We start from the raw sequence: 22,107 nt of genomic DNA, 5'->3' as shown, positions 1-22,107 counted from the left end.
AACGCGTCGGCAGTGGTCGCGGGCGCCGGGGCCGGATCGGCCCGCGAACTTCCCGCTCATACCGGATCGTTGGCATCGGCGGTGACCTGTGCGTGAACGCGGGCGCAACGCCCGGCGCAGATCACCGTACGTGGATCACCGGGCACCCTGCGCGGTCACGTACCTCTTTCCGGGGAGAGAGGAGACGCTTGCTCCCTGTTCACCTTCCGGGGAAGGCGAGGCCCGTCAGGGGCTCACCGGCCGGGGTCGGCGGCGTGGGCGATGTGTCCGTCGGCGGGGCGGGTGCGCCACATCTCCAGGCCGATGTCGACGAGTCCGACGCGGTCGAGGTCCGGCACGGCCTCCAGGGGGTGCCAGGCCGCGAGGTCCGTGGAGCCGTCGGTCTCGTGGCGCAGTTCGCCGCCGGTGATCCGCCCCTCGTACAGGAGCCGCACTCCGTGGAAGTCGGCGACGGCGCCGAGTCTGCGCGGGTAGCGGCGGCGCAGGGAGTCGACGCCGAGGAGCGTGACCGGTTCGACCACGTACCCCGTCTCCTCGTCGGCCTCGCGGATCACCGTGTCGTACGGGTCCTCGCCGTGGTCCATGCCGCCTCCGGGCAGCGTCCAGCGTTTGCTGCCGTCGCCCGCCACCCAGCGGGCGAGCAGCACTTGTCCGTCGCGTACGCATACGGCGTAGGCCGCCACCCTGAGTTCCTTGTGCACAGACCGACGCTAGTGCCCCCGGGCCGGATTGGCAGGGGAGTACTCCGGGCCGGACCAGCTCCGGGGGCTCGCGGCGGGGGCGGGAAGCGGCCGGAAAAGTTCCGGCGCAAGTCCCCCTATACGCCGCCTTGTCCCTGATGGCGTATGGCGGAATTACGCCATGCCCTGATCACGGCTCGGACAACTCTCCCCAAACGGCAGCCACTTACGTAAGGCTGAGCGGTCATCCGGTCCCGAATTCCGGACCGAATCGAAAACCCTCCTCCCGACTTACGTACAGGGATGCCGATGCCCAGATCCAGTTCCAGCGCGAGACCCGCGGTCACCGGACGCGCGGCCCGCCTCGCGATAGCCGTCGGCCTGACCGCAGCGCTCTGCGCCACCGGGATACCCGCGGCCCTCGCGGCCACCGGTGACACCCCCGCGGACCCGACCGACGTCCCGAGGTCCGCGGCCGGCAAGCTCGGCGCCGCCGACGCCGACCTGCTCGCCGAGGCCAAGGCGGACGGCGACAAGACCGTCACGATGATGGTCGCCACCGCGCCCGGCGCCACCGAGCAGGTCGCCGACCGGCTCGACGCCGTCAAGGGCGGCTCGGTCGGCCGCACCTACGACAAGCTCGGCTACGTCCGCGCGACCGTGCCGACCGGCAGGGCCGACGCCGCGATCAAGTCCGCCGCCGCCCTGTCGTCCGTGCACGCCATCGACCTGCGGCACGAGATAGAACTGGACGACCCGACGCCCGCCGCCGACCGCGCCAAGGGCGCGCAGTCCGCCGCGCGGGGCGCCTACCCGGGTCCGGGCAAGGACACCCCGGCGAAGAACCCGTACAACCCGTCCGCCGAGACCGGCGCCGTCGACTTCGTGAAGAAGCACCCGAAGGCGGATGGCCGCGGCATCACCATCGGCGTCCTCGACTCCGGCATCGACCTCGGCCACCCGGCGCTGCGGAAGACCACCACCGGCGAGCGCAAGATCACCGACTGGGTGACCGCGACCGACCCGATCGTGGACGCGGACGGCACCTGGCGCCGCATGACCAACCCCGTCACCGGCCCGGTCTTCACCTGGGACGGCGAGACGTGGAAAGCCCCCGCGGGCTCCTTCCAGGTCAACCGCTTCCGCGAGGCGGCCACCGTCGGCGGCGACGCGAACGGCGACATCAACCGCGACGGCGACACCACCGACAGCTGGGGCGTCCTGTACGACCCGGCGGCCGGCACCGTCCGCGTCGACCTGGACGACGACAACGACTTCACCGACGACGAGACGATGAAGCCGTACAAGGAGGACCACCAGGTCGCCTACTTCGGCAAGGACGACCCGGCGACCGACGTCGCCGAGCGCGTCCCCTTCGTCGTCGAGATCCGCAAGGACGTCCCCACCGACCCCTACGGCGGCGACTGGGTCGGCAAGAAGGCCGACTTCGTCAACATCGGCGTCATCGAGTCCGAGCACGGCACGCACGTCGCGGGCATCACCGCGGCCAACGGCCTGTTCGGCGGCAAGATGAACGGCGCCGCCCCCGGCGCCAAGCTGGTCTCCTCGCGCGCCTGCACCTGGAGCGGCGGCTGCACCAACGTCGCCCTGACCGAGGGCATGATCGACCTCGTCACCGAGCGCGGCGTCGACATCGTCAACATGTCGATCGGCGGCCTGCCCGCCCTCAACGACGGCAACAACGCGCGCGCCGAGCTGTACACGCGCCTCATCGACACCTACGGCGTGCAGCTGGTCATCTCCGCCGGCAACTCCGGCCCCGGCGCCAACACCATCGGCGACCCGGGCCTGGCCGACAAGGTCATCTCGGTCGGCGCCGCCATCTCCAAGGAGACGTGGGCCGCCAACTACGGCTCCGCCGTGGAGAAGAAGTACGCGATGATGAACTTCTCCTCGCGCGGCCCCCGCGAGGACGGCGGCTTCACGCCGGTCATCTCGGCGCCCGGCTCGGCCATCAACACCACGCAGACCTGGCTGCCGGGCTCCCCGGTCGCCGAGGCCGGCTACAAGCTCCCGGCCGGCTACTCCATGCTCCAGGGCACCTCGATGGCCTCCCCGCAGGCCGCCGGCGCCTCGGCGCTGCTGCTCTCCGCCGCCAAGCGCGAGAAGATCGCCCTGACCCCGGCCGAGCTGCGCACCGCGCTCACCTCCACCGCCGACCGCATCCGCGGCGAGCAGGCGTACGCCCAGGGCAGCGGCCTGATCAACGTGGTCGACGCCTGGAACGCCGTCGAGGACGGCGCCAAGGCGCACACGTACACGGTGCAGGCCCCGGTCGACACCGCCCTGGACCAGGAGCTGAAGAAGCCCGGCACCGGCATCTACGACCGCGAGGGCGGCCTGAAGACCGGCCAGAAGCGCACGTACGACGTCACGATCACCCGCACCTCGGGCCCGGACCGCGCGCTGCGCCACGAGCTGGACCTGGTCAACAACCACGAGGGCACCTTCGAGCTGCTCGGCGACGACGACGTGTCGCTGCCGCTGAACAAGCCGGTCACCGTCAAGGTCCGCGCGAAGGCCAAGTCCGCCGGTCTGCACAGCGCCATCCTCACCGTCGACGACGAGCGCACCGAGGGCGTCGACCGGCAGATCATGTCGACGGTCGTCGTCTCGGCGCCGCTCGCCGAGCCGTCGTACACGTACAAGGCGACCGGCTCGGTGCAGCGCAACAGCACCAAGTCGTACTTCGTCACCGTCCCCAAGGGCGTCAAGACCCTCGAAGTCGCCCTCGGCGGCCTGAAGGGCAAGAGCCAGACGCGGTTCCTCGCCGTGCACCCCTACGGTGTCCCGGTCGACTCCACGTCGTCGCTCGTCTGCTACCCGAACTACGAGAACCCGGCCAACACCTGCCGCCCCGACCTGCGCTCCTACCCGGAGCCGCAGGCCGGTGTCTGGGAGATCGAGGTCGAGTCGCGCCGCACCTCGCCGCTGCTCGACAACCCCTACGAGCTGAAGGTCTCCGCGCTCGGCGTCGACTTCGACCCGGCCGTGCAGACGCTCCCCGAGGCCAAGGTCGGCACCCCGGCGCCGGTCACCTGGAAGGCCACGAACCGCTTCGCGGCCATCGACGGCAAGCTCAAGGGCGGCCCGCTCGGCTCGTCCAGGTCGGCCCGTCCCACCATCGCCCAGGGCGCCACGCAGACCAGCACGGTCGTCGTGCCCGAGGGCGCCGAGCGGCTCGACGTCGTCATCGGCTCGCCCGCGGACATCGCCGCCGACCTGGACCTGAGCGTCAAGAAGGACGGCAAGGTCGTCGGGTCGTCCGCGGAGGGCGACTCCGAGGAGTCCGTGAGCCTCGCGAAGCCCGCCGCCGGCACGTACACGATCGAGGTCGTGGGCTACTCGGTGCCGACCGGCTCGACCGCCTACGACTACCGGGACGTGTTCTTCTCCGACGCGCTCGGCAAGGTCGCGGTCGACGAGTCCAAGACCGTGAAGCTCGGCACCGGCGCCTCCGCGCAGGTCGAGGCCAAGGTCGAGGCGAAGGCCCCGGCCGCCGAGGGCCGTGAGCTGTTCGGCGAGGTGTCCCTGCTGAACGCCGGCGGCACGGTCGCCGGCAACGGCAGCGTGAAGATCGAGAAGGTCACGCCGTAACGGTGACCTGACGTACCGGGACGGTGTCCCGGGCGGAGAGAACAAGCGCCGGGTGGGCTCGTACGAGTCCGCCCGGCGTTTTCCGTCGTCCGCGCCCCGGGGTGCGGCGTCCCGGAGCATGGCCCCGGGATGTGGCGTCCCGGAGTGTGGCGTCCCGCACCTCGGACAATGGATTGGACAAGCCGGGCCCGGACAGACGCATGATGGAGCCACCCCCCACAGACCGGCCGAGGTCACGAGGCCGCACGCACATACGGAGGAAGTCCCTGTGAAGGTCGGAATCGTCGGAGCCACCGGTCAGGTCGGCAAGGTCATGCGCAAGATCCTCGTGGAGCGCCAGTTCCCCGTCGACGAGCTGCGCCTGTTCGCCTCGGCCCGCAGCGCCGGCACGGTCGTGGACGGCGTGACCGTCGAGGACGCCTCCACCGCCGACTACACCGGCCTGGACATCGTGCTGTTCTCCGCCGGTGGCGCCACCTCCAAGGCCCTCGCCGAGAAGGTCGCCTCGCAGGGCGCCGTCGTGATCGACAACTCCTCCGCCTGGCGCATGGACCCCGAGGTCCCCCTCGTCGTCTCCGAGGTCAACCCGCACGCGGTGGCCAACCGCCCCAAGGGCATCATCGCCAACCCGAACTGCACGACGATGGCCGCCATGCCCGTCCTCAAGCCGCTGCACGCCGAGGCGGGCCTCGAAGCGCTCGTCGTCGCCACCTACCAGGCGGTGTCCGGCTCCGGCCTCGCCGGGGTCGACGAGCTGTTCGAGCAGATCAAGAAGGTCGGCGAGGACGCCCCGAAGCTCACGCACGACGGCTCGGCGGTCGACTTCCCCGAGCCGGACAAGTACGTCGCGCCCATCGCGTACAACGTCCTGCCGATGGCGGGCTCCATCGTCGACGACGGTCTGAACGAGACCGACGAGGAGCAGAAGCTGCGCAACGAATCCCGCAAGATCCTGGAGATCCCGGAGCTGAAGGTCTCCGGCACCTGCGTGCGCGTGCCCGTCTTCACCGGCCACTCCCTCCAGGTCAACGCCCGCTTCGCCCGTCCGCTGAGCCCCGAGCGCGCCACCGAGCTGCTCTCGAAGGCCGAGGGCGTCGTCGTCACCGACGTGCCGACGCCGCTGGTCGCCGCCGGCAAGGACGACTCGTTCGTGGGCCGCGTCCGCAAGGACGAGACCGTCGAGAACGGCCTCGCGTTCTTCATCTCCGACGACAACCTCCGCAAGGGCGCGGCGCTGAACGCCGTGCAGATCGCGGAGCTGGTCGCGGCCGAGCTCAAGGGCTGATCCGGCCCCCGGCCCGGCAGGGGCGGTCACCCTTCGCGGGTGGCCGCCCCTTTCGCGCGGGCCACGGCCACCAGCGCGAGCCCGGCCAGGCCGCCGCCCAGCCACAGCACGTCACCGGCCCCGCGGCTGTCCGCGACCCGGCCGCCCGCGAACGCGCCGAGCGCGATCGCCATGTTGAACACCCCGGCGAAGAGCGCGGAGGCCGCCTCGCGGGCGTGCGGGGCCGCCGCCATCACCCAGTTCTGGGCCGAGACCGACACCCCGCCGTACGCCAGGCCCCACGCCACCAGCAGCGCCGCCGACGCGGCGAGCGAGCCGCCCGCGGGCACCAGCAGGAGCACCACCGCGCCGAGACCCGCGCAGAGGGCGAGCAGGGCTCTGCGCGGGTCGCGGGCCGCGACGGCGCCGGCCGCGAAGTTGCCGACGACGCCGGCCGCCCCGTAGGCGAGGAGCAGCCCGCTGATCAGCCCCGCGCCGATGCCCGGCACCCGCTCCAGGACGGGCCGTACGTAGGTGTACGCGGCGAAGTGGCCGGTGACCAGGAGCGTCACGGCGAGCAGTCCGGCCCGCAGCGGCCCGAGGCGCAGCAGCCGCGCGAAGGCGCCGAGCCGGACGCCCACGTCGGCGCGCAGCGGCGGCAGGACCGCGGCGAGCAGCGCGGCGACGGCCAGGGCGAGCGCGGCGAGGGCCGCGAAGCCCCAGCGCCAGCCGGCCAGTTCACCGAGGAGCGTGCCCGCGGGGACGCCGAGCACGGACGCCACGGCGATCCCGCTGAAGATCACCGCGGTGGCCCGCCCGGCGGCCGCCTCCTCGCGCACCAGCCTGACGCCGAGCCCCGCCGCGACGGCCCACACGCCGCCGATGCAGACGCCCACCAGGACGCGCGCGGCGAGCAGGACCCCGAAGCCCGGGGCCAGCGCGGAGAGGAGGTTGGCGCCGGCGAGCAGCGCCATCAGCGCGCACAGCACCGTACGCCGGTCCGCGCGCCGCACGGCGACGGGCAGCAGCGGGGCGGCGAGCGCCGCGACGAGGCCGGGCAGGGTGACGGCGAGGCCGGCGGTGCCGTCCGAGACGCCGAGCCCCGCGCCGACGGAGGTGAGGAGGCCGACGGGGAGCATCTCCGTGGTGACGACGGAGAAGGTGGCGGTGGCGACGGCGAGGACGGCGAGGAACCCGGCCGGCCGGGGCGACGCGCCGCCGGACGCGGGAATGCGAGTGCTCTGGACCATGGCATCCACCCTGTGGCGCGGCGGGGCGGGGAACAACGCCGACGATCTCATCCTTGTATGAGCCGGGCTCATCGATGCCGGGCTCGTCGATGCCAGGCTCATCGATCCTGGCCGAGCGCGGGGCACACAGGGAGGCACGGACGTGAACGGGCTGGAAATCCGGGAGCTCGAATGCTTCCTCGTGCTCGCCGAGGAACTGCACTTCGGGCGGACCGGCGAGCGGCTGTACGTCTCGCAGAGCCGCGTCAGCCAGCTGCTCGCCGCCCTGGAGCGCAGGATCGGCGCCCGGCTCGTGGAGCGCACGAGCCGCCGGGTCGGGCTGACCCCGCTCGGCGAGCGGTTCTTGGCCGAACTGCGCCCCTCCTACGACGAGTTGGCCGCGTCCGTCGAGCGGGCGAGGGCGGCGGCGCGGGGCGTCGAGGGCACGCTGCGGATCGGCTTCCAGGGGACGGCGGACGCCCGCCTGACGGGGGCGATCACCGGCTTCCAGGAGCGGCACCCCGGCTGCGTGACTCAGATCGTGGAGATCCCCTTCGCGGACCCGTTCGGGGCGGTGCGCCGCGGTGAGGTGGACGCGGCGATCGTCCTGCTGCCGGTCGCCGAACCCGATCTGGTCCTCGGCCCGGTCCTCGCCGGTGAGCGGCAGACCGTCGCCGTCTCGGTGCGGCACGCGTTCGCGGGGCGGGACCTGCTGAGCGCGGCGGAGCTGACGGAGACCCCGCTGATCGCGGCGGCGGCGCCGGCGCCCGCGTACTGGCGCGCGGCGCACGCCCCCTCGGACGTCCCCGCGCCCGAGGTCCGCACGCTCCAGGAGGGGTTGACGCTCGTGGCGGCGGACCGGGGCGCGATGCTGCTGTGCCGTCCCACGGCGGAGTACCACGGCCGCAGGGACGTCGCCTTCGTGCCGGTCGAGGGCCTGCCGGACTCGGTGCTCGGCATGGTGTGGCACCGGGACGGGGAGACGGGCCGGGTCAGGGAGTTCGCGCGGACGCTGGCGGGGGCGGCGGGGCCGCCGGCGTGAACCGGCGAGGCCGCACCGCCCCGGGATCAGACCTCCGCACGTCCCTCGCCGCCCGCCCTGTGTCCCTCCCTGCGCACCTCGAAGTGGAAGCAGCCGTACTCCACGGCGCGCACGTGCACGAGGGCGACCTCCGGGTCGGCGAAGGCCTTCTCGAACGCGGCGTCGAACCCCCGCGTCCCCTCTTCCGGGATCTCCAGCAGCCGCCCGCCGACGATGTGGCCCCGCGCGTCGTACCGGCGGACCGTCCGCAGGGCCCCGGCCCGGGAGAACGGGTACTCCGTACGCTCCCGGGCGGGCCCCTCGCAGGGCTCGGCGTGCAGGAAGACGGGCCCCTGCTCGTCGTAGGCCCCGGGGTCCACCCCACGCCCGGCGGCCCACCGCCGCAGCGGCGCGTACGACACGAGCGCGACGCGCTCACCGGGGGCGACCGGCCGCAGACAGCACCGCAGCGGATCGCCGCCCTCCGGGTCGACGTACGGCACGCAGGGCCGCCCGGCGTCGTCGACGACCCGCAGCTCCGCGAGGGCGTCCGGGGGAATGGGAAGCGGGGTGTAGGTGGTGGTCATGGGTCGAGCGTGACGCGGAGGGAGGGTCACCGGCTGGCGGAATTCGGACGTCGCGCTGAAGGGCGAGGAAGCAGCCCGTCCGGCGTTTGAGGACGAACCGGCGAAGCCGGTGATCCACCGAGCCGAACAGGGCCGAGCAGGACCGTACAGGCTCAAGCACCGCACCGCACCGCACCGCTCAAGGCCAGGGGCCGGCCCCCGTGGTGGTGCGGTACGCCGCTCCCAGGGCCGCCAGCTCCCGCGGGGTCAGCACGTCCTCCACCCGCTCGAAGCCGTCCGGCGCCCGCTCCGCGACCGTCTGGAGGACCCGGTCCACCGGCATGTCGCGATGGGCGAGGACGATCGCGTTGACGGCGTCCGTGCGCACCTCCTCGTAGGCCCGCAGCCCCGCCTCCCGGTCCGGCGACGCGTACGCGAGGCAGCGGGCGAGGACGCGGGCGTCGAGAATCGCCTGCGAGCCGCCGTTGGAGCCCACCGGGTACATGGGGTGCGCCGCGTCCCCGAGCAGCGTGACGGGCCCCCGGCCCCAGCGGGCCAGCGGATCCCTGTCGACCATGGGGTACTCCAGGATGTGCCGGGTCGCGGCGAGCAGCGCGGGCACGTCCAGGTCGCCTATGCGCCACCCCGCGTAGTGCGGCAGGACGTCCGAGAGCCGCCCCGAGCGGTTCCAGTCGGCGGGCCCCGCCATCGCGTGCCGGTGCGCCCGCGGGAACCGCACCTCCGCCACCCAGTTGAGCAGTGCCGCGCCCCGCTCCTGGGCCGGCCGGGAGATCGGGTAGACGACGAGTTTGGCGGCGGCGTTGCAGCCCGCCACGACGACGGTCCGCCCGCCGAGCACCGGGTGCCACTCGACGACGCCGCGCCACATCCGGATGCCGTTCCACAGCGGCGGCCCCTCGCCCGGGTGCAGCATGGCCCGAACGGTCGAGTGCAGGCCGTCCGCACCGACCAGGACCCGCGCCCGCACCGCGTGCTCCCGGCCGCGCGCCACGTCCCGCAGGATGACCCGCAGCGCGGAGCCCTCGCGTTCGGCGAGGCGGGCGAAGGCGGTGCCGGTGCGCACCGCCCCTTCGCCGAGCCGTTCGCGCACCGCGGTGAGCAGGAGGTGGTGCAGGGCACCGCGGTGGAGGGAGTACTGCGGCCACGGCCGCCCTGGCGCGGGGCCGCGCGGCTCGCCCCAGATGCGGTTGCCGTGCCGGTCGTAGTGGACCAGGGCCTCCGGTGCCACCGCGGTGGCGGCGAGCGCGTCGCCGAGGCCCAGGTCGGTCAGCTCGCGCACGGCGTGCGGCAGCAGGTTGATGCCCACACCGGCCGGGCGCAGTTCGTCGGCCGCGTCCACCACGCGTACGCCGATGCCCTCCGCGTGCAGGCTGAGCGCGGCGGTGAGCCCGCCGATGCCCGCGCCCGCCACCAGTACGTCGATCATGGCCGACGCGCGGCCGGTCTCGCACGGCCCGGCCCCTCCCTGCGCAGCATGTCCCACATCCCCCTGTGGTGCGGCGGTCCCGGCGGCCGGGCCGTGGTCGGCGGCCTGTCCGGGCCGGGCCGGTCGCGCGGAGCGTAGCGGCACGGCGGCGGTAGAACAATGGGCCGCGCGGACGGGCGAACGCGCATGGAAGGATGGCCGGAAACACCACAAGTGGCCCCCCCGAATGACCTGACCCATCGTCTGAACGACCACTCGTCGTACCCGAGGAGATGACCGCGTGCCCGGCACCAATCTGACCCGCGAAGAGGCGCAGCAGCGGGCGAAGCTGCTGACCGTTGACTCGTACGAGATCGAGCTGGATCTCTCCGGAGCGCAGGAGGGCGGCACCTTCCGGTCCGTGACCACGGTGCGCTTCGACTCCGCCGAGGCGGGCGCGGAGACCTTCATCGACCTGGTGGCCCCCGCGGTCCACGAGGCCGTCCTGAACGGGCACGCGCTGGACGTGGCCGCGGTGTTCCGCGACTCGCGCATCGCGCTGAAGCACCTGGTGGCGGGCCCCAACGAGCTGCGGGTCGTCGCCGACTGCGACTACACCAACACCGGTGAGGGCCTGCACCGCTTCGTCGACCCCGTCGACCAACAGGCCTACCTCTACACGCAGTTCGAGGTGCCGGACGCGCGGCGCGTCTTCGCGAGCTTCGAGCAGCCGGACCTCAAGGCGACGTTCCGGTTCACCGTGAAGGCGCCGAGCGGCTGGACGGTCATCTCCAACTCGCCGACCCCCGAGCCCAAGGACGACGTCTGGAGCTTCGAGCCGACGCCGCGCATCTCCTCGTACATCACGGCCCTGATCGTCGGCCCGTACCACTCGGTGCACTCCTCCTACGAGGGACGGGACGGCCAGTCGGTGCCGCTCGGCATCTACTGCCGGCCCTCGCTCGCCGAGTTCCTCGACGCGGACGCGATCTTCGAGGTGACGCGGCAGGGCTTCGACTGGTTCCAGGAGAAGTTCGACTTCGCGTACCCGTTCGCCAAGTACGACCAGCTCTTCGTGCCGGAGTTCAACGCGGGCGCGATGGAGAACGCGGGCGCGGTCACCATCCGCGACCAGTACGTGTTCCGTTCGAAGGTGACGGACGCGGCGTACGAGGTGCGGGCCGAGACCATCCTGCACGAGCTGGCCCACATGTGGTTCGGCGACCTCGTGACCATGGAGTGGTGGAACGACCTCTGGCTCAACGAGTCGTTCGCGACCTACACGTCCATCGCCTGCCAGGCGTACGCGGAGGGCTCGCGCTGGCCGCACTCGTGGACGACGTTCGCCAACTCCATGAAGACGTGGGCGTACCGCCAGGACCAGCTGCCGTCCACGCACCCGATCATGGCGGACATCCGCGACCTGGACGACGTGCTCGTCAACTTCGACGGCATCACGTACGCCAAGGGCGCGAGCGTCCTCAAGCAGCTCGTCGCGTACGTCGGCATGGACGAGTTCTTCCAGGGCGTGCAGGCGTACTTCAAGCGGCACGCGTTCGGCAACACCCGCCTGTCCGACCTGCTCGGCGCGTTGGAGGAGACCAGCGGGCGCGACCTGAAGACGTGGTCGAAGAAGTGGCTGGAGACGGCGGGCATCAACGTGCTGCGTCCGGTCGTGGACGTCGACACGCGGGGCGTCATCACGTCCTTCGCGGTCAAGCAGGAGGCGCCTGCGCTGCCCGCCGGCGCGAAGGGCGAGCCGACCCTGCGCCCGCACCGGATCGCGATCGGCCTCTACGACCTGGACGAGGCGTCCGGCAAGCTGGTGCGCACCGACCGCGTGGAGCTGGACGTCGACGGTGAACTGACGGCGGTCGACGCGCTGGTGGGCAAGGCCCGCCCGGCCGTGATCCTGCTGAACGACGACGACCTCTCCTACGCGAAGGTCCGCCTGGACGCCGAGTCCCTGGCGTTCGTCACCGAGCACATCGGCGACTTCGAGGCGTCGCTGCCGCGCGCCCTGTGCTGGGCCTCCGCCTGGGACATGACGCGCGACGCGGAACTCCCGACGCGGGACTACCTCTCCCTGGTCCTCTCCGGCATCGGCAAGGAGTCCGACATCGGCGTCGTGCAGTCGCTGCACCGCCAGGTGAAGCTGGCGCTCGACCTGTACGCGGCGCCGGCCCGCCGCGAGGAGGCGCTGGCCCGCTGGACCGAGGCGACCCTGACGCACCTGCGCTCGGCCGAGCCGGGCAGCGACCACCAGCTGGCGTGGGCGCGGGCCTTCGCGGCGACCGCCCGCACGGACGCCGAGCTCTCGCTCCTGGAGCGGCTGCTCGACGGCACGGAGTCCCTCGACGGCCTGGCCGTGGACACGGAACTGCGCTGGGCGTTCGTGGGGCGGCTCGCGGCGACCGGCCGCCTCGACGAGGCGGGGATCGCGGCGGAGCTGGAGCGCGACAAGACCGCCGCGGGCGAGCGGCACGCGGCGTCCGCGCGGGCGGCCCTGCCGACGCCCGAGGCCAAGGCCGCGGCGTGGGCCTCCGTCGTGGAGTCCGACTCGCTGCCCAACGCCATCCAGGAAGCGGTGATCGGCGGCTTCGTCCAGACCGACCAGCGCGAACTCCTCGCCCCCTACGCGCAGAAGTTCTTCGACGCGGTCAAGGAGGCGTGGGACTCCCGCTCCCACGAGATGGCCCAGCAGATCGCCGTCGGCCTCTACCCCTCGCTCCAGGTCTCCCGCGCCACCCTGGACGCCACGGACACCTGGCTGACCACCGCGAACCCCTCGGCGGCGCTGCGCCGCCTGATCACGGAGTCCCGGGCGGGGGTGGAGCGGGCGCTGCGGGCGCGGGACGCGGACGGCGCCCTCTGACCGAGCGGGGGACCTGCCGATCTGCCGCTCGGGGGTTGCCCCTTGGGGGGGGGTCGGTCTGTCGATCTGCCGCTCGGGGGTTGCCCCTTGCGCGGGGGTGCCCCCTGGCGGGGTGTGGGTGACTGAGGTCTGACTGGTGGGTGGGCGGTGTTCGGGTGCCCGTGGGGTTGCTCGTCGGATTCGGCTGCGGGCCGCTCACCCGAATCCGCCGCTTCGCGGCGGTCCCTCTCCCACCCACCCACCCGTTACCCCGCATCACCGGGCACCGCACCGGCCGAACAGCTGGGGACGCCGCCCCGCCCCGGCACCACGCCCACCTTCCGACGCCGAGCCACGGGCGGGCGGGCGGGAGACATCCGCGCGCAGCGCGGGACAGGGCGCGGGCACGACGGCCCGCACAGGCCACACGCCCACCCCTCGGCGCCGAGCCACGGGTGGGCGGGTGGGAGATGTCCGCGCGCAGCGCGGGACAGGGTGCAGGCACGACAGCCCGCACAGGCCACACGCCCACCTCTCGGCGCCGAGCCACGGGTGGGCGGGTGGGAGATATCCGCGCGCAGCGCGGGACAGGGCGCGGGCACGACAGCCCGCAGAAGCCACGCGCCCACCCCTCGGCGCCGAGCCGCGAGGCAGGGGGCGGTACGGCCACCCCGGGAAGCGCCGAGCCCCCCGCAGGGGCGGCGCCCTCACGCCAGGGCAGACCGCCCGAGGACCACCGCCCGCAGCTCACACAGGACCCGAGAGACGGCCGCCCCACCGGCGGCCCCCCTCCGCACTGCCGCCACCACATGCCGCCGAGGCCGATCCGCCGTGAGTTCCCGCATGGCGACGCCGTCCCGTCGCACCGTCGCCATCCGCGGGATCAGCGCCACGCCCATGCCCGCCTCCACCATCGCGAGGATCGCCGTCCAGCCGGACGCCGAGTGCGCCTGTTCCGGGGTGAAGCCGGCGCCTTCGCACGCCGCTCGGGTGATCTCCGACCAGGGGCCGCTGCCCCCGAAGATCCACGGTTCCGTGGCCAGGTCCGCCAGCCGCAGGCCGTCGGCCGTCGCGAGCGGGTGGTCGCCGGGCAGGGCCACGTCCAGGGGGTCGGCGACGAGGGACTCGCGGGTGAAGCGGGGGTCCGCGTCGGGCGAGGCCGGTGCCTGTACCGCGAGGGACAGGGCCACGTCGACCTCGCCGGCGGCGAGAAGCTCGTACGCCTCCGCCGCCTCGGTCTCCCGTACCCGTACGGAGATGCCGGGCGCCGCCACCCGCAGCGCCCGCACCGCCGGTACGACGAGCGCGGGCACGGCGGTGGAGAACGCCCCGACCCGCACCTCCCCCGCCTCGCCCTGCGCGTACGCCGCCAACTCGGCGTCGGCCCGCTCCAGTTGGGCGAAGACCGCCTCGGCGTGCCGCAGTACGAGGTGGGCCGCGTCGGTGAGCCGTACGCGGCGGCCGTGGGCCTCCAGGAGCGGTACGCCGAGCTGCTTGGCGAGGTTGGACAGCTGCTGGGACACCGCCGACGGCGTCATCCGCAGCACCCGCGCCGTCGCCGTGACGGTCCCCCGCTCACTCAACGTCCGCAGGATCTGCAGCTTCTTGATGTCCCACTCGCTCATGGGGCCAACGTACCGACCGGCCTGATCACCCGCCCCCACGGGCCGCTCCCCTACTTCGCGCGGGCCGCGCCGAGCACGACCCCGCCGAGGATCAGCCCCATGCACAGCCCCTGGAGCCACCCCATCGCCTCGCCGAGGAGCGCGAAGGAGAGCAGGGCCACGCAGACCGGCTGGAGGTAGTAGACGACGCCAGCGCGGGCCGCGCCGATGAGGGAGATGGCCTTGTTCCAGGCGAAGAAGGCGACCGCCGACGACACCACGCCGACGTACAGCAGCGGGGCGACCGTGCCGACGGCCGGCTCGAAGCCGCCCTGCACGGCGTGGCTGACGGCGTACGCGGGCAGCAGCATCAGCGCGCCGAGGACGAACGTCGCGAAGAGGAAGGGCAGTTGGCCGATCTCGGCGGGCTTGCGCTTGAGCAGGGCGCTGTAGGAGCCGAAGGAGAGCGCGGCCGCGATGATCCACAGGTCGCCGGCCGTGAGGTCCACGGCGAGGGAGCCGCCGCCGACCAGGAGCAGCACGCCGGCGCAGGCGACGAGCATGCCCGTCACGCGGCGCGCGCCGAGCCGGGTGCCGCCGATCCGCTCGTACACGGCCATGAGGACGGGCGAGGCGGCCATGATCATGCCCATGTTGCCGGCGCCGGTCGTCATGGCCGCCTGGTTCACCAGGGTGTTGTAGACGGTGACGCCCAGCAGGGCGGCGAGGAGCAGGAACCGCGGGTGCCGGCGGAGCACGTTCCGCTGCCGCCAGGTCTGCCCGGCCGCGAAGGGCGCGACGGCGGCGATCGCGATGAGCCAGCGCCAGAAGGCGTGCTGCACGGGTGGGACGGCGTCATGCAGGGCGCGGGAGGTGACGAAGCTGCCCGACCAGACGACCGTGGCGAGCGCCGCGAGGGCGAGCCCGGCCCCGAGGGGTCGCGTGCCGTCCGACCGGGCCTTCCGCCCGCCGTCCGGCGCGGCGGGAGGGGTCGCTCCGGGGGTGGGCGCGTTGGGTGCGGGGGTCCGGTCGAGGACGGCCACGAGGTATCCCTTTGCCTCTCTCCCCGGCATCGCGGGGCGTCTCGGTCAGGTTCGGCCCCACCGTCGCACCCGTCGACCCATCACGTCCATCGAAACTTTTCGGCATCTCCTTTAAGGTGAAGTGAACGATCGCGCTTCTGCGCGCATGCCAAAGGCCCGGGTCAGCGCCGCGTCACCCTCACGCGTACATACGTACGTCCCGCGTACGCACGTACGCGGGACGGCGCTGAACCGGGCCCTCGGCCTGGTCCGTCCGATGGAAAGGCGGGGTGTCAGACCCGCTTCTGCTGCTTGCGGGACTTGTCGCCGATCATCACGAGACCCGCGATGACCAGGAACAGCACCAGGGGCGCCGCGACGTAGAGGCCGAGCGTTTCGACGACGCTCAGGCGGGGGGCCGGGTCGTCGCCGTCGTCGCGCGTGAGCGCGAGCGCGGGGGACGACATGAGCAGCATCATCAGCGTCGTGCCGGAGGCCAGGGCGCCGGCGCGCAGAGCGTTCTTCTTGTCCACGGTGCAAACGTAGCGAACTCCTAAACGGGGTGCGCGCCCGGGGGTGCCGTACGGAACGTGTCGCCCTCCTGCCCGGACCCCCGGAAGAGCGCCATCAGGGCGTGCAGGCGCGGGGAGGCGGCGAGGTCCTCCAGGGTGACGGGGCGTCCGCTCGCGTCGGCGATCGGCAGCCGCCAGTTGGGGTACTGGTCCCAGGTGCCCGGCAGGTTCTGCGGCCGGCGGTCGCCGACGGCGTCGGGCAGCCAGATGCCGAGCATGCGGGCCGGCGTGGCGAGCAGGAAGCGGTGCAGCGCGCGGACCTCGTCCTCCTCGCTGCCCATGCCGCCGGGCAGCATGCCGAGCCGGGAGAGCAGGCCCAGCCACTCGCGCACGTCGGCGGCGGCCTCGGCCTCCTCCTCGGCCAGGGGGCGGGTCAGCAGGCCGAGGTCGTGGCGGAGCCGCACGTGCTCGCCGGTGAGGCGGGCGGCGGTCGGCGGCAGGTCGTGCGTGGTGACGGTGGCCACGCAGTCGGCGCGCCACTCGGCGGCGGGCAGCGGGCGGCCCGTGCCCGCCCAGTCCCGCTCGAACCACAGCACCGACGTGCCGAGCACGCCGTGTTCGCGCAGCGTCTCGCGCACGCCGGGCTCGACGGTGCCGAGGTCCTCGCCGATCACGAGGGCGTCCGCGCGGTGCGCCTCCAGGGCGAGGACGGCGAGCATCGCCTCGGCGTCGTAATGGACGTAGGTGCCCTCGGTGGGGTCGCGGCCCTCGGGGACCCACCAGAGGCGGAACAGCCCCATGACGTGGTCGATGCGCAGGGCGCCCGCGTGCCGGAGCAGACCGCGCACGAGGTCGCGGTAGGGGGCGTAACCGGACGCGGCGAGGCGGTCGGGGCGCCAGGGCGGCAGGCCCCAGTCCTGGCCGCGGGCGTTGAACGCGTCCGGCGGGGCCCCGACGCTCATGCGCGGCGCGAAGTGGTCCTGCTGGGCCCAGGCGTCGGCGCCCGCGGGGTGCACGCCGACGGCGAGGTCGTGCACCAGGCCGATGTCCATGCCCGCCTCGCGGGCGGAGCGCTGGGCGGTGGCCAGTTGGTCCTCGGTCAGCCAGGCGAGGCGGCAGTGGAAGTCGACGCGGGCCATCAGCTCGCGCCGGGCGCGGGCGCTCTCCGGCGAGGACGGGTCGCGCAGGGGGGCGGGCCACGTGTGCCAGTCGGGGCCGTGGACCTCGGCCAGGGCGCACCAGGTCGCGTGGTCCTCCAGGGCGGAGCCCTGTTCGGCGAGGAAGGCGCTGTAGGCGGCGCGGCGGCCGGGGCCGAGCGGGACCTCGTGGAGCAGTTCGAGCGCCTCGCCCTTGAGGGCCCAGACCGCGTCCCGGTCGATCAACTCGCCGTCGCGCAGGACCCCGTCGCGCAGCCGGCCCGCCTCGCGGCGCAGCGCCTCGACGCGGTCGCGGGCGTCGTCCGGCAGCTGGGCGAACTCGGGGACGGCCTCGACGCGCAGGTGCACGGGGTCGGGGAAGCGGCGGGAGGAGGGGCGGTACGGGGAGGGGTCGCTGCCGGGGCCGCCGGGAGGGTTCGGCACGGCGGCGTGCAGCGGGTTCACCTGGACGAAGCCGGCGGCCAGGTCGCGGCCGGACCAGGCGGTCAGCTCGGCCAGGTCGCCGAGGTCGCCCATGCCCCAGGACCGCTGGGAGAGCAGGGAGTACAGCTGGACGAGGAGGCCGTGGGCGCGGGTGGCCGGGGTCTTGATCCGGCGGGGGGCGGCGATGAGGTGGGCCCTCGCGGTCCGGCCGTCCGGGGTGCGTACGAGGAGCGTGTGCGCGCCCGGCGGTGGCGTGGGCCCGGGTCCCGGCTCGGCCTTCCCGCCGCCCCCAGGAACGGCAGGGGCAGGCGGGGCCTGGGGGGTCTGGGGGGTCTGGGGGGTCTGGGGGGTCTGCCACTCGTAGGTGGCGCCGGATTCCAGCTCCACCCGTACCCGCGTCCCCCGCGGCAGGCCCGCGAGGGGCGGGGCGGTGGGGAGGGGGGTGTCCGTCCAGGCGACGACCGTCGGGGGCAGCAGGCGCTCCGCCAGGTGGGCCTCGCGCGCGGCGAGGGCGGCGCGGACCGCCTCGGGGGTGCTCGCGTCGACGTCCAGCGCGGCGAGGGCCGCGACGACGGCGGCCTCGGAGGCCGGGACGGTGCGCCCCGGGGCCGGGGAGTAGGAGGTGGCGACCCCGTACGCGGCCGCCAGCCGGGAAAGGGTCATCAGACCCCCGAGGAGTCCAGGCCGGAGGCCATGCCGGTGGCAGTGGGCTCGCTGGTGAGCGGCGCGGCGTCGGCGAGGGGCGGTTCGCTGGTCAGGGGCGCGGCGTCGGCGAGCGGGGGTTCGCTGGTCAGGGGCGGTTCCAGGCAGCCGCAGGAGCAGGAGCCGTCGAGGCCCGAGTCGGGGCCGGAGACCTGGAGTGCGAGGGCCTTCGGGGCCGGTCGCGAGACCTGGAGGGGGACGGGGCCGGGCCGTCGGACGGCGGGCACCTGTTTGGAGAGGGCGGAGAGGAGAAGGTTGGCGGATGCGGCCATGTGGGGGCTCCTTGTCAGGGGGCGGGTCACGGCAGCCCTACCCACTGCGCCGGGCCGCAGACCTCCAGGGTGCATCAACGTGACCCTGGTCACAATCGATTCCCCCGGACGGAAGTTGTCCCTCCGGGCCCCGCCCGCCCCGCAAGAACAGGCCCCCGGGCTCCCCCACCCCGGGAAGACGTCCAGCCCCTCGACACCCCAAGTCCCCCACCCCGACGCCCCGAACCCCGGCCCGCGCGGACGCCGGGCCAGGCGTCCATAGAGACGTCCACGCAGGTGCCGGGCAGGCGTCCGCGCAGGCGCCCGGACAAGCGTCCGCGCAGGCGCCGGGGCAAATGCCGGGCAGGCGTCCACGCAGGCACCGGGGCAGGTGCCCGCGCAGGCGGACGGGCGCGGCCCGGACAGGCGTCCGGGCAGGCACTCGCCCGGGTGCAGACAGAGGCGCCGCCCAGACGCTCGTACAGACGTCCACGCAGCCCCTCGTACGGACGCCCACCCACGTACCGACACAGACGCCCGCTCGGGCCCCAAGGTGGCCGGCCCAGGCGGCACCTCCCAGCTGCCGGCACAGGCCCCCGGCCCCGCCCCCACCTCCCCGTAGGTTCCGCGAAGAATCACCCCCCTCTTCTCCTCTCCCGTTGACACCTCCGCCACGTCAGTGATGGGCTCATTGCCGTACGTCACATCAGGGGCCCCACCAATCCCGCCCAGAACAGGAGAGTGCGTGCAGGTGCGGCGCAGGAAGGGCGCGGTCGTCGTCGCGGTCGCCGTCGTCGCGAGTGTGCTCGGCGGTGCGCCCGGCGCCCTCGCGGACCCGGGGACGCCCACCGGGCCCGGGGTCACCTCCCCGCACCGCGCGGGCGGACGCGGGAACAGGGCGGGGGCCGTGCAGCCGGCCGTCTGGCCCCGCCCCCACGTGATGAGCCCCCGCAAGGGCGCCGTCACCGTGGGAGACGACGTCGCCCTGGTGACCGCGGGCGGCGACGAGGACGCCGATCCGTACGCCCTGGACGCCTTGCGCGACCTCCTGCGGGACGCCGGCGCCCGCCGCGTCACCGAGGTGCGCGACGGCGAGCCGCTGCCGGCCGGCGGGACCCTCGTCGTGCGCGCCGGAGGCCCCGGCGCGGACCGCGCCCTGCGCGCCCTCGGCGCGGGCGACCGCGGCGACCTGCCCGCGGGCGGCTACCGCCTGGCCGTCGGCCGCGTCGACGGCCGGGACACCGTCGCCCTCGCGGGGGCCGGCGAGGACGGCCTCTTCCACGCCGCGCAGTCCCTGCGGCAGCTCACCGGCGGCGGCAGAGGTGCCCGCACGCTGCCGGGCGTCGTGATCCGCGACTGGCCCGGCACCGCCGTGCGCGGCCTGACCGAGGGGTTCTACGGCACCCCCTGGACGCGCGCCCAACGGCTGGCCCAGCTCGACTTCATGGGCCGCACCAAGCAGAACCGCTACCTCTACGCCCCCGGCGACGACCTCTACCGCCAGGCCCGCTGGCGCGAGCCCTACCCGGCCGACCAGCGCGCCGACTTCCGGGCCCTCGCGGCGCGCGCGAAGGCCAACCACGTGACGCTCGCCTGGGCCGTCTCCCCCGGCCAGGCGATGTGCATGTCCTCCGACAAGGACATCAAGGACCTCAACCGCAAGATCGACGCGATGTGGGCGCTGGGCGTGCGCGCCTTCCAGCTCCAGTTCCAGGACGTCAGCTACAGCGAGTGGCACTGCGAGCGGGACGCCGGGACGTTCGGCACGGGCCCGAAGGCCGCCGCGAAGGCGCAGGCCCGGGTGGCCGACGCGGTCGCCGCGCACCTGGCCGCCCGCCACCCGGGGGCCGAGCCGCTCTCCGTGATGCCGACCGAGTACTTCCAGGACGGCACGACCGCCTACCGCGCGGCCCTCTCGGCCGGCCTGGACCGCCGGACCGAGGTGGCCTGGACGGGCGTGGGCGTGGTCCCCGAGACCATCACCGGCCGCGAACTGGCGGGCGCCCACGATGCGTTCGGCCCGCACCCGCTGGTGACGATGGACAACTACCCCGTCAACGACTTCGCGCAGGACCGCGTCTTCCTCGGCCCTTACACCGGCCGCCAGCCCGCCGTCGCCACCGGCTCGGCCGCCCTCCTTGGCAACGCCATGGAGCAGCCCGCCGCCTCCCGCATCCCCCTCTTCACCGCCGCCGACTACGCCTGGAACCCGCGCAACTACCGCCCGCAGGCGTCGTGGCTCGCCGCGATCGACGACCTGGCGGGCGGCGACGCGTCGGCGCGGGGCGCGCTGCGGGCCCTCGCGGGCAACGAGGCCTCGTCCGTGCTCGGCGCCCGCGAGTCGGCGTATCTGCGCCCCCTGATCGACGGCCTGTGGCGCGCCCGCGAGAGCGCGGACCGGGCGGCGGTCGACCGGGCCGCACGGCGGCTGCGAACGGCGTTCGGCGTGATGCGCCGGGCGCCGCGGCGGCTGGCCGGCACCGCGCTCGCCGGCGAGGTGCGCCCCTGGATCGACAAGCTCGGCCGGTACGGCGCGGCCGGTGAGGCCGCCGTCGACATGCTGCGCGCCCAGTCGCTGGGCGACGGCGCCGCCGCCTGGGGCTCGGCGCGCGAGCTGGCGGCACTCCGCAAGGAGCTGCGGGCCAGCGCCGTCACCGTCGGCAAGGGCGTCCTCGACCCGTTCCTGGCGCGGGCCCACAAGGCGTACGCGGCGTGGGCGGGGACCGACTCCGGGCGGGCCTCGGACGGCACGCGGGCCCGCTTCGGCCGCACCCGCGCGCTCACGGCGGTCACCGTCCTCACCGACCCCGGCGCGAAGGGCGACGTCGAGGTGCGGGTGCCCGGCGGGGGCTGGCGGCGCGTGGGCGCCCTTGCCCCCAGCGGCTTCACGGAGCTGCGCCTCGGCGGGAAGGGGCGCGGGGACGCCGAGAAGGGCGTGCGCGCCGACGCCGTCCGGGTCACCGGAGCTGAGACCGGGGCCGGGGCCGAGGGGGCGGTCCACCACCTCGTGCCCTGGTACGCCGACTCCCCCGCGCTCTCCCTCACCCCGGCCCGCCCCGAGACCGACGCGGAGATCGGCGGTGCGGCGCGGCGGGTCACGGCCACGCTGCGCTCGCTGCGCCCCGGTGACCTGCGCGGGCGGCTGCGGGTGACGGCGCCGGACGGGATCGAGGTGCGGGTGCCGGGGTCGACGACGCTGCCGCGCGGCACAAACGTCGAGGTGCCGCTCGACATCACCGTCCGCGCGGGCACGCGTTCGGGGACGTACGAGATCCCCGTCGAGTTCGGCGGCGAGCGGCGCACGGTGACCGTCCGCGCCTGTCCGCGCACGGCGGGCCCGGATCTGGTGCGCGGCGCGAAGGCCTCGTCGTCGGGCGACGAGACGGAGGACTTCCCGGCGTCGGCCGCCGCCGACGGCGATCCGGCGACGCGCTGGTCCTCGCCGGCGAAGGACGACGCGTGGTGGCGGGTGGAGTTCGCGGAGCCGGTCCGGCTGGGCCGGGTCGAGCTGCGCTGGCAGGACGCGTACGCCGACCGGTACCGGGTGCAGACGTCGGCCGACGGCAGGACGTGGCACACGGCGGCGACCGTGCGGGACGGCCGGGGCGGGCGCGAGGTGGTCCGCCTGGACGCGCCCGGGACGCGCCACCTTCGCATCCAGGGCGACAAGCGGGCCACGCGCTTCGGCTACTCCCTCTGGTCGGTGGAGGCGTACGCGGTCGCCGCCGGGCGGTGACGGCCGCGTACGCCCCCGCTCGCCGCACGACCGCCCGTACGA

The 22,107-nt window shown here is 74.3% G+C and carries 14 protein-coding genes; 5 read left to right on the top strand and 9 right to left on the bottom strand.

From position 1 onward, the window contains the following. Nucleotides 1-233: 233 nt before the first annotated feature. A complete protein-coding gene (locus ABZ385_RS07755; protein ID WP_358701523.1) occupies nucleotides 234-701 on the bottom strand; it encodes an NUDIX hydrolase in 468 nt (155 codons plus the stop codon). A gap of 288 nt (nucleotides 702-989) precedes the next feature. Here ABZ385_RS07755 and ABZ385_RS07750 point away from each other — a divergent pair, with 288 nt between their 5' ends. Both ABZ385_RS07750 and ABZ385_RS07745 read left to right on the top strand, forming a co-directional pair. Further along, nucleotides 990-4,298, top strand: a complete 3,309-nt coding sequence (locus tag ABZ385_RS07750) for a S8 family serine peptidase (protein WP_358910384.1) — start codon at nucleotides 990-992, stop codon at nucleotides 4,296-4,298. A gap of 268 nt (nucleotides 4,299-4,566) precedes the next feature. Continuing rightward, on the top strand, nucleotides 4,567-5,583 hold the full coding sequence (locus ABZ385_RS07745) for an aspartate-semialdehyde dehydrogenase (RefSeq protein WP_358588204.1): 1,017 nt from the start codon (nucleotides 4,567-4,569) through the stop codon (nucleotides 5,581-5,583). 26 nt (nucleotides 5,584-5,609) lie between these two features. On the opposite strand, the gene ABZ385_RS07740 is transcribed toward ABZ385_RS07745, so the two are convergent. Beyond that, a complete protein-coding gene (locus ABZ385_RS07740; RefSeq protein ID WP_358910382.1) occupies nucleotides 5,610-6,812 on the bottom strand; it encodes an MFS transporter in 1,203 nt (400 codons plus the stop codon). Nucleotides 6,813-6,954: 142 nt separating this feature from the next. On the opposite strand from ABZ385_RS07740, the gene ABZ385_RS07735 reads away from it, so the two are divergent. After that, on the top strand, nucleotides 6,955-7,833 hold the full coding sequence (locus ABZ385_RS07735) for a LysR family transcriptional regulator (RefSeq protein ID WP_358910380.1): 879 nt from the start codon (nucleotides 6,955-6,957) through the stop codon (nucleotides 7,831-7,833). Between the two features lie 26 nt (nucleotides 7,834-7,859). Here ABZ385_RS07735 and ABZ385_RS07730 read toward each other — a convergent pair whose 3' ends face one another. Together ABZ385_RS07730 and ABZ385_RS07725 are read right to left on the bottom strand one after the other, a co-directional pair. Further along, nucleotides 7,860-8,399 carry a DUF1203 domain-containing protein gene (locus ABZ385_RS07730; protein ID WP_358910378.1) on the bottom strand — a complete coding sequence of 180 codons (540 nt, stop codon included), beginning with the start codon at nucleotides 8,397-8,399 and terminating at the stop codon, nucleotides 7,860-7,862. A gap of 178 nt (nucleotides 8,400-8,577) precedes the next feature. Then, entirely contained in the window at nucleotides 8,578-9,825 is a 1,248-nt protein-coding gene (locus ABZ385_RS07725) for a flavin-dependent oxidoreductase (RefSeq protein WP_358588195.1), read from the bottom strand. Nucleotides 9,826-10,105: 280 nt separating this feature from the next. Here ABZ385_RS07725 and pepN point away from each other — a divergent pair, with 280 nt between their 5' ends. After that, nucleotides 10,106-12,679 (top strand): aminopeptidase N, encoded by a 2,574-nt coding sequence (gene pepN / locus ABZ385_RS07720; protein ID WP_358910376.1) that lies wholly within the window; start codon nucleotides 10,106-10,108, stop codon nucleotides 12,677-12,679. Nucleotides 12,680-13,365: 686 nt separating this feature from the next. On the opposite strand, the gene ABZ385_RS07715 is transcribed toward pepN, so the two are convergent. From ABZ385_RS07715 to ABZ385_RS07695, 5 genes are all read right to left on the bottom strand, one after another. Then, nucleotides 13,366-14,283, bottom strand: coding sequence for a LysR family transcriptional regulator (locus ABZ385_RS07715; RefSeq protein ID WP_358910374.1), 918 nt, complete (start codon nucleotides 14,281-14,283; stop codon nucleotides 13,366-13,368). Nucleotides 14,284-14,333: 50 nt separating this feature from the next. Continuing rightward, nucleotides 14,334-15,305 carry a DMT family transporter gene (locus tag ABZ385_RS07710; RefSeq protein WP_358910372.1) on the bottom strand — a complete coding sequence of 324 codons (972 nt, stop codon included), beginning with the start codon at nucleotides 15,303-15,305 and terminating at the stop codon, nucleotides 14,334-14,336. Nucleotides 15,306-15,577: 272 nt separating this feature from the next. Continuing rightward, the gene (locus ABZ385_RS07705; protein ID WP_358590184.1) at nucleotides 15,578-15,817 is read right to left on the bottom strand and encodes a hypothetical protein; all 240 of its coding nucleotides are present in this window, start codon (nucleotides 15,815-15,817) and stop codon (nucleotides 15,578-15,580) included. Between the two features lie 20 nt (nucleotides 15,818-15,837). After that, nucleotides 15,838-18,039: a 4-alpha-glucanotransferase gene (gene malQ, locus ABZ385_RS07700; RefSeq protein WP_358910370.1), complete on the bottom strand. Its 2,202-nt coding sequence runs from the start codon at nucleotides 18,037-18,039 to the stop codon at nucleotides 15,838-15,840. After that, on the bottom strand, nucleotides 18,039-18,350 hold the full coding sequence (locus ABZ385_RS07695) for a hypothetical protein (RefSeq protein WP_358910369.1): 312 nt from the start codon (nucleotides 18,348-18,350) through the stop codon (nucleotides 18,039-18,041). The genes malQ and ABZ385_RS07695 overlap by 1 nt, the downstream gene beginning before the upstream one ends. A gap of 724 nt (nucleotides 18,351-19,074) precedes the next feature. Between ABZ385_RS07695 and ABZ385_RS07690 the strand changes: the two genes are divergently transcribed. After that, nucleotides 19,075-22,065 carry a beta-N-acetylglucosaminidase domain-containing protein gene (locus ABZ385_RS07690; RefSeq protein WP_358910367.1) on the top strand — a complete coding sequence of 997 codons (2,991 nt, stop codon included), beginning with the start codon at nucleotides 19,075-19,077 and terminating at the stop codon, nucleotides 22,063-22,065. The last annotated feature ends 42 nt before the right edge of the window (nucleotides 22,066-22,107 follow it).

It is taken from the genome of Streptomyces sp. NPDC005898 (genome assembly GCF_040629635.1).
Lineage (GTDB): Bacteria > Actinomycetota > Actinomycetes > Streptomycetales > Streptomycetaceae > Streptomyces.
Note: the sequence above shows the minus strand (reverse complement) of the source record. Positions and strands in the feature narration are given on the sequence as shown.